This is a genomic window from Actinomycetospora cinnamomea, from assembly GCF_003096675.1.
Classification (GTDB): Bacteria; Actinomycetota; Actinomycetes; order Mycobacteriales; family Pseudonocardiaceae; genus Actinomycetospora; species Actinomycetospora cinnamomea.
On sequence record NZ_QEKW01000027.1, the window covers coordinates 43533 to 50209 of the forward strand.

A 6677-nucleotide genomic window follows, 5' to 3' on the forward strand; every position below is an offset into this window, starting at 1 on the left:
CCGTTGGTGGTTACAGGTGTGACCGGCCGCGCGTTAGGGAGCCGTGCGCGAACGCTGCGGACGGCTGTCGACGACCTCGGCGACGTCCCGGGCTTCCTGCTCCTGCCCTGGACGACCTTGGTGTACGTGCTGGTGGCGCCGGGGGGCATCGTGGGGCTCGACCTTCTGTGGCTGGCGTTGGCCGTGGTCGTCGACCTCGGCAGCCACGCCGGGAGTCGTACCTACGGTCGGCGACGGAAGGGCGAGGTGCGCGGCGTGACCCGTGCTCGCCACGACGCTCGACCCCTCCAGGTCCCTGGCCTCCGGTCGCCGTTCAGCGACGGCGCCGACTCCGTCAGGTCACTGGTGGGGCCAGCTCTCCCAGGTCTGCAGGACGGGTGCCAGCGCTCGTTCCTCGACGTCGAGGTGTTCGAGCAGGTGGTCCGAGAGGGTGCGCAGGGCATCGACCAGTCGTGTCCGGGCCGCGCCCGAGGCGCTGTCGTCGAGCCGCCAGGCCTCCGTCTCGATCTCGTCGAGCAGATCGGACACCACTCGGTGGTCGCGCTGGAGCCGATCGAGCACCGCGGCCCGTTCCGGCGCGCTCCGACGCGCCGCGGGGAGCAGGACGAGGTCCTCACCGCGGTGGTGGTCGTGGACGAGCCGGCAGTAGCCCAGACAGCGCGTCCGCAGCTGGAACAGCAGGCTCCGGCCGGCGAGCTCGTCGACGGCCTCGCGCAGCGGCGCCGCCTGCGCGCTGCCTGCGGCGGCATCAGCGAGGTCGCGGCAGGTCCGGAGGTCCTCACGCACCAGGTCGTGCACCCGCAGGAGCTCCGGGACCAGGGGATGGGTCGGGTTGGGGGTCGAGAGCATCAGCGTGACCGCACCTTCTTCGATCGTCACCCGTCGGGCCGTCCCGAGTGTCTTGCTGTGCCGCAGGGTCGACAATCGAGTCCGAAGCTACTTACTGTGGGTTAGTGCCTCAGGCTGGAGAGGGCATCCGACGCAAGCCCGTGCACTACGTCGTCGGGGACGCGCAGTGCGGCGGTTTCCAGAGGGTCCTGGAGTTCATCGGACGACGGTGGGCGGGCGCGGTGCTGCTCGCGGGCGCCGAGGGCGCCCGGCGGTTCACGCAGTACCGGAACCTGGTGCCGGGGATCTCCGACCGGATGCTCGCGCAGCGGCTCAAGGAGCTGGAGGCCTACGGGCTCCTGCGTCGTGAGGTCGTCCCCTCCACGCCGGTGTTGATCCGGTACACGCCCTCCCCGAACGGGCAGGAGCTGATCCGGGCCCTGCAACCCCTGATTGCGTGGAGTGCTCGCCGCCTGGAGCAGGAGCCGCAGGGAGACGACTGCCGATGCGCGGCGGCGCCGTCCGCCCCCCGCGATTCGTGATCGCGGCTCAGGACTCACTCGCGGCCGGCAGCCAGGCGCGCATAGGTCCCGACGGAGGCCCACGCCAGTGCAGCGATCACGAGGAACACGACGTAGACGGCGCCGTAACCGATGTGGACGGCCAGGGTGGCGGCGGCGACGGGTGCGACGAGGCCGGCGACGCCCAGGCCCGTGAACACCATCCCGTAGGTGGTGCCGAAGCTCTCGGCGGGGACGACGTCGGAGGTCGCGGCAGGGGTGAGCGTGGACAGCGCTCCGTACTGGAGGCCGAGCAGGAGCAGGGCGACGAGGGCGAGCGATCCGGTCGCGCCGGCAGCGAGCGGGAGGCAGGCGAGGACGAGCAGCGCCGAATTGACGTGCAGCGCGGCGCGCCGGCCGATGCGGTCGGACATGGGCCCGGCGATGAGTCGGCCCCCGAAGTTGCCGAGGTTGAGCGACACCACGGCCAGGGTGACCGCGGTGGCGTCGCCGACGAGGCTCCCGGCCTGGGCGAAGGCCGCGAGCGCCGGCGCGCTGCCGAGGCCGAACGCCACCCACAGCGCCAGGACGGGGCCGCTCGGGCGCCCCCGGCGGGTGGCGCGTCGGTGCCGTCGGGGCGAAATGGGTGACGTGCCGGGCACGAGCACCGCCGCGACCACGAGGAGGACCCCGAGCGCGCCGGCCAGGACAACGAAGGTCGCGCGGCGGCCGACCTCGTCGAGCAGCCAGGAGGCGGCCGGGGCGAGGACGGCGGTGCCCGCGGCGTACGCGCTGACGACCAGGCCGAGGGCGAGGCCGCGACCGGAGGCGACGGTGCCGGCGACCCGGACGGCGGTGACGTACCCGAGCCCGGTCGATCCGCCCACCAGGACGCCGAAGGTCAGGAAGAGCACGAGCACCGTGGGCGCGACGGCGCTGCCGAGCAGGCCGAGCACGGTGCCGGTCAGGGCGACCAGCGCGAGCCGGCGCGGTGGGAGGGTGTCGGCTGCCCGTCCGCCGGCGAGGACCCCGACCATGAAGGCGACCAGGCCGACGGAGAAGACACCGGCGAGCAGCGCGTGGCCGACGGCGAGGTCCCGGCCCAGGGCGTCGGTGAAGACGTCCCAGGCGAACAGCGGACTGACGGCCAGGTCCAGGAGCACGGCGCCGGTGATAGCGCGCGCCGTGCCGGTCGGCGCGCCTCCGGTGTCCGCCACGGGTCACATGGTGCGCGCAGGTACCAGCTCGTCCAGCAGCTCGCGCACCCGCCGGTCGATGTCGTCGCGGATCGGCCGGATGTCGTCGACGTCCTTGCCGGCCGGGTCGGGGAGCTCCCAGTCGAGGTAGCGCTTGCCGGGGAAGACCGGGCAGGCGTCGCCGCAGCCCATGGTGATCACGACGTCGGCCGCCTCGACGACGTCGGTCGTGAGCGGCTTGGGGAACTCGCGGGCGAGGTCCAGACCGAGCTCGGCCATGACCTCGCGCACGGCCGGGTTGATCTCGTCGGCCGGGGTCGAGCCGGCGGAGCGGACGTGGACGGCGCCCTGCGCGTGGTGATCGAGCAGGGCGGCGGCCATCTGCGACCGACCGGCGTTGTGCACGCAGACGAACAGGACCTCGGGGACGTCGGACACCAGTGCTCCTCGGGCTCGTGCGGCGGCGGTCAGGCGTTCGCGGGCGAACCGCTCGGCCAGGACGACCAGGTGGGTGTTGAGCTTTGCGGTGGCGGAGAGCAGCTCGTGGGACTCCACCAGGCAGGCCGCGACGGTCTCCGGCGAGAACACACCGGCGAACCGACCGGCGAGTGCCTCGGCGGTGCGAGCGAGGTGGTGGTCGGTGCTGAGCAGGCTCAGCGCCTCGAGGTCCCGGCGCGGCGGAACCGCGGGGCCGGCCGGCCCGGTGGTGGTGGGTCGGGGTGGACGGCGTCGTTGCTCATTCGCGTGCTCCTGACGGGGTGTGCTCCGCGGCCTCGGTGCGGGCGGGGAAGAGTCGGCGGCGCAGCCAGAGCGAGACGTAGACCAGGGCGACCAGGACGGGCACCTCGATGAGGGGTCCGACGACCCCGGCGAGGGCTTGGCCGGAGGTGGCGCCGAAGGTCGCGATCGCCACGGCGATGGCGAGCTCGAAGTTGTTGCCGGCGGCGGTGAAGGCCAGCGTGGTGGTGCGCGCGTAGTTCAGGCCGACCGCACGGCCGAGGGCGTAGGAGCCGGCCCACATCACCGCGAAGTAGAGGAGCAGGGGCAGCGCGATCCGGACGACGTCGAGGGGTCGGGAGGTGATGGCCTCGCCCTGGAGGGCGAAGAGGATCACGATGGTGAACAGCAGGCCGTAGAGCGCGAAGGGGCCGATGCGCGGGAGGAACCTGTCCTCGTACCACTCGCGGCCCTTGGCGCGTTCGCCGAGTCGCCGGGTGAGGTAGCCGGCGAGCAGCGGGACGCCGAGGAAGATCAGCACCGAGCGGACGATGGCCCACGGGGACACGTCGAGGCCGGCGGTCGGCAGGCCGAGCCAGCCGGGTAGGACCGCGAGGTAGAACCAGCCGAGGGCGCCGAACGCGAGCACCTGGAACACGCTGTTGAGCGCGACGAGCACGGCGGCGGCCTCGCGATCGCCGCAGGCGAGGTCGTTCCAGATGATGACCATGGCGATGCAGCGGGCGAGCCCGACGATGATCAGGCCGGTGCGGTACTCGGGCAGGTCGGGCAGCAGCAGCCAGGCCAGCGCGAACATCAGCGCCGGCCCGATCAGCCAGTTGAGCACCAGGGAGGCCACCAGTAACCGGCGGTCGCCGGTGACGGTGTCGAGACGGTCGTAGCGGACCTTCGCCAGCACCGGGTACATCATGATCAGCAGCCCGAGGGCGATCGGCAGCGAGACCCCGTCGACGGCGACCGCGCCCAGGGCCTCCCCGAACCCCGGGATGAACCGGCCGGCCAGCAGCCCGACGGCCATCGCCGCGAGGATCCAGACCGGCAGGAACCGGTCGAGGGTCGAGAGCTTCGCGACCACCCCGGCCTCCGCGGGGTCGTCGGCGGTCAGCCCGCGGCTCACGCCTCCACCACCGGCAGCGGCTCGCGGTCCCCGGGCACGAGCACCGCCGAGACCTGGGCCAGCAGCTCGGGGCGCACCCGGTAGTAGACCCACGTGCCCCGGCGCTCCCCGCTGATCAGCCCCGCCTCGCGCAGCACCTTGAGGTGGTGCGAGATGGTGGGCCCGGACAGGTCGAACACGTCGGTCAGATCGCAGACGCACGCCTCGCCCCCGGCGTGCGATGCGATCAGCGACAGCAGCCGCAGGCGCACCGGGTCGCCCATCGCCTTGAACACGCGGGCGAGCTCCGCCGACTGCTGTGCCGACAGCGGTTCGCGCGCGAGGGGGGAGCAGCAGCCCACGACCTCGGCGAGCTGGGCCAGTACCCGCTCCTCGTTCGCGCCTTGCTTTGACATGCTTCTACCTTGACAGACGTCTAAGCACGGGCGCAAGGTGCATCTCGACAGGCATCGAAACAGTCGAAGGAGGATGTCATGTCCCGTGTGCAACTGGCCCTGCGGGTCTCCGACCTGGAGGGCTCCATCCGCTTCTACAGCTCCCTGTTCGGGGTCGAGCCGGCCAAGCGTCGGCCCGGCTACGCCAACTTCGCGGTCGCCGAGCCCCCGCTGAAGCTGGTCCTGCTGGAGGGCGAGGCCGGCCGTCCGACGCAGATGGACCACCTGGGCGTCGAGGTCGGGACCACCGAAGAGGTCGACGACGCCACCGAGCGTCTGTCGCGGCTCGGCCTGTTCACCCAGGTCGAGGACGACACCACCTGCTGCTACGCCCGTCAGGACAAGGTGTGGGTGCACGGCCCCGGCAACGAGCCGTGGGAGGTCTACACCGTCAAGGAGGACTCCCCGGAGTTCGGCACCAGCGGGGTGATCACTGCCATGCCCGAGCAGGCGGGGGCTGAGGGTGCCGAGGCCTCCACGTGCTGCGGGGTCACGGCGTGCTGCTCCCACGACGAGGCGCCGACCGAGCCCGGTGTGACCGCCACCGAGGCCAAGACGGCCTCCGGCTGCGGGTGCGTCGCGTGAGGCAGGACCTCGCCGCGGTCGGGACGGCCGGCGCGGCCGTCCCGGCCGAGGTCAGCGCGGTGCGTACATGATCACCGCCACGCCGATCAGGCAGACGAGGGCGCCGATGACGTCGAAGCGGTCGGGTCGGTAGCCGTCGAGCACCATGCCCCAGGCGAGGGAGCCGGCGACGAAGACACCGCCGTACGCCGCGAGGATGCGGCCGAAGTGGGCGTCGGGCTGGAACGCCGCGGCGAACCCGTAGAGACCGAGCGCGACGATCCCGAGGCCGGCGATCCACCAGGCCCGACCTTCACGGACGGTCTGCCACACCAGCCAGGCGCCGCCGATCTCCAACAGTGCCGCGAGGACGAACAGTCCGATCGAGCGCAGTATCACGCGGTGGGCTCGCCGAACAGCTCGTGGACCAGGACCAGGGCGTGCTCGGGTGCACGGGCGTCGAGCCGGACCGGGGAGCCGAGGTGCAGGGTCAGGTCGAAGAAACGGCAGCACTGCGCCTCGGAGGCCGCCAGCTCGGCCAGGGCGGCGAGCCGGAGCCGCTCGCCGTCGAAGGTGAGCTGCACGCCGCCGGGGATCGCGACGCGGTGGGTCGCGGCGGCGAGCACGTCGCGCCAGTGCTGCGCCCTGTCCTCCCGGTCACCGGGGGCGAGATCGCAGGCGATCACGTCGTCGCCGGGCCGATCGGCGAGCGGGAGCGATCGGAGCGCCGGGCCCACGACCGTCTCCGCGCGACCGAGGAAGGCGCACGACGGGTCGCACGGTCCCGCCCGCTCGATCGCCTCGAGCTGGGCGTGGGCTCGGGCCAGGCGGTCGGCGAACGCGGTCAGCTCCCGGACCCGCTCGCGGGTCTCCGCGATGCGCTGCTCGACGAGCGGCAGCAGCTCGCGCTGCACGTCGGAGCACTGTCCGTGCTGCCACGGCTCGAGCAGCCGGCGGATCTCGGGCAGCGGCAGGCCGAGGCTCTTGGCGGTGCCGATGAACGCCAGGCGGTCCACCGCCACGTCGTCGTACAGCCGGTAGCCCGCCGGGGACCGCCGGGCCGGCAGGAGGCCTTCCTGCTCGTAGAAGCGCACGGTCGACGCCGGCACCCCCGACCGGCCGGCCAATTCCGAGACCTTCAACCCGTCCACGGTCCTGACGCTAGACCTCGGAGTCGGGTCGAAGGTCAAGACCGGCGCCCGGATGCCTCAGACATCCCATGGGGCGGGAGGTCAAGCGGCGGCGGCCTGCCGGTGGGCCCAGGCGTTGGTCTCGTCGTAGCGGGTTCGGGTCTTGAGGC

The 6677-nt window shown here is 72.7% G+C and carries 8 protein-coding genes and 1 pseudogene; 2 read left to right on the forward strand and 7 right to left on the reverse strand.

The window, feature by feature from the left end; translation table 11 throughout:
- Positions 1-339: 339 nt before the first annotated feature.
- Positions 340-849, reverse strand: a complete 510-nt coding sequence (locus tag C8D89_RS27075; RefSeq protein ID WP_133252085.1) for a hemerythrin domain-containing protein — start codon at positions 847-849, stop codon at positions 340-342.
- A gap of 104 nt (positions 850-953) precedes the next feature.
- Here C8D89_RS27075 and C8D89_RS27080 point away from each other — a divergent pair, with 104 nt between their 5' ends.
- Positions 954-1370, forward strand: a complete 417-nt coding sequence (locus C8D89_RS27080; protein WP_207787455.1) for a winged helix-turn-helix transcriptional regulator — start codon at positions 954-956, stop codon at positions 1368-1370.
- Between the two features lie 14 nt (positions 1371-1384).
- Here C8D89_RS27080 and C8D89_RS27085 read toward each other — a convergent pair whose 3' ends face one another.
- From C8D89_RS27085 to C8D89_RS27100, 4 genes are all read right to left on the reverse strand, one after another.
- Positions 1385-2545 carry an MFS transporter gene (locus C8D89_RS27085; protein WP_116711248.1) on the reverse strand — a complete coding sequence of 387 codons (1161 nt, stop codon included), beginning with the start codon at positions 2543-2545 and terminating at the stop codon, positions 1385-1387.
- A gap of 3 nt (positions 2546-2548) precedes the next feature.
- Entirely contained in the window at positions 2549-3181 is a 633-nt protein-coding gene (locus tag C8D89_RS27090) for an arsenate reductase/protein-tyrosine-phosphatase family protein (protein ID WP_116711249.1), read from the reverse strand.
- 79 nt (positions 3182-3260) lie between these two features.
- Positions 3261-4379 carry an ACR3 family arsenite efflux transporter gene (arsB, locus tag C8D89_RS27095; RefSeq protein WP_423717293.1) on the reverse strand — a complete coding sequence of 373 codons (1119 nt, stop codon included), beginning with the start codon at positions 4377-4379 and terminating at the stop codon, positions 3261-3263.
- A complete protein-coding gene (locus C8D89_RS27100) occupies positions 4376-4774 on the reverse strand; it encodes an ArsR/SmtB family transcription factor (RefSeq protein ID WP_116711250.1) in 399 nt (132 codons plus the stop codon). Before C8D89_RS27100 ends, arsB begins: the two co-directional genes overlap by 4 nt.
- A 78-nt stretch (positions 4775-4852) precedes the next feature.
- Between C8D89_RS27100 and C8D89_RS27105 the strand changes: the two are divergent.
- Positions 4853-5299: pseudogene (locus C8D89_RS27105) on the forward strand (ArsI/CadI family heavy metal resistance metalloenzyme); the annotation flags it as partial.
- A gap of 150 nt (positions 5300-5449) precedes the next feature.
- On the opposite strand, the gene C8D89_RS27110 reads toward C8D89_RS27105, so the two are convergent.
- Together C8D89_RS27110 and C8D89_RS27115 are read right to left on the reverse strand one after the other, a co-directional pair.
- Positions 5450-5776 carry a YnfA family protein gene (locus tag C8D89_RS27110; RefSeq protein ID WP_116711252.1) on the reverse strand — a complete coding sequence of 109 codons (327 nt, stop codon included), beginning with the start codon at positions 5774-5776 and terminating at the stop codon, positions 5450-5452.
- Entirely contained in the window at positions 5773-6528 is a 756-nt protein-coding gene (locus tag C8D89_RS27115; protein WP_243418416.1) for a MerR family transcriptional regulator, read from the reverse strand. The genes C8D89_RS27110 and C8D89_RS27115 overlap by 4 nt, the downstream gene beginning before the upstream one ends.
- Positions 6529-6677 lie beyond the last annotated feature (149 nt).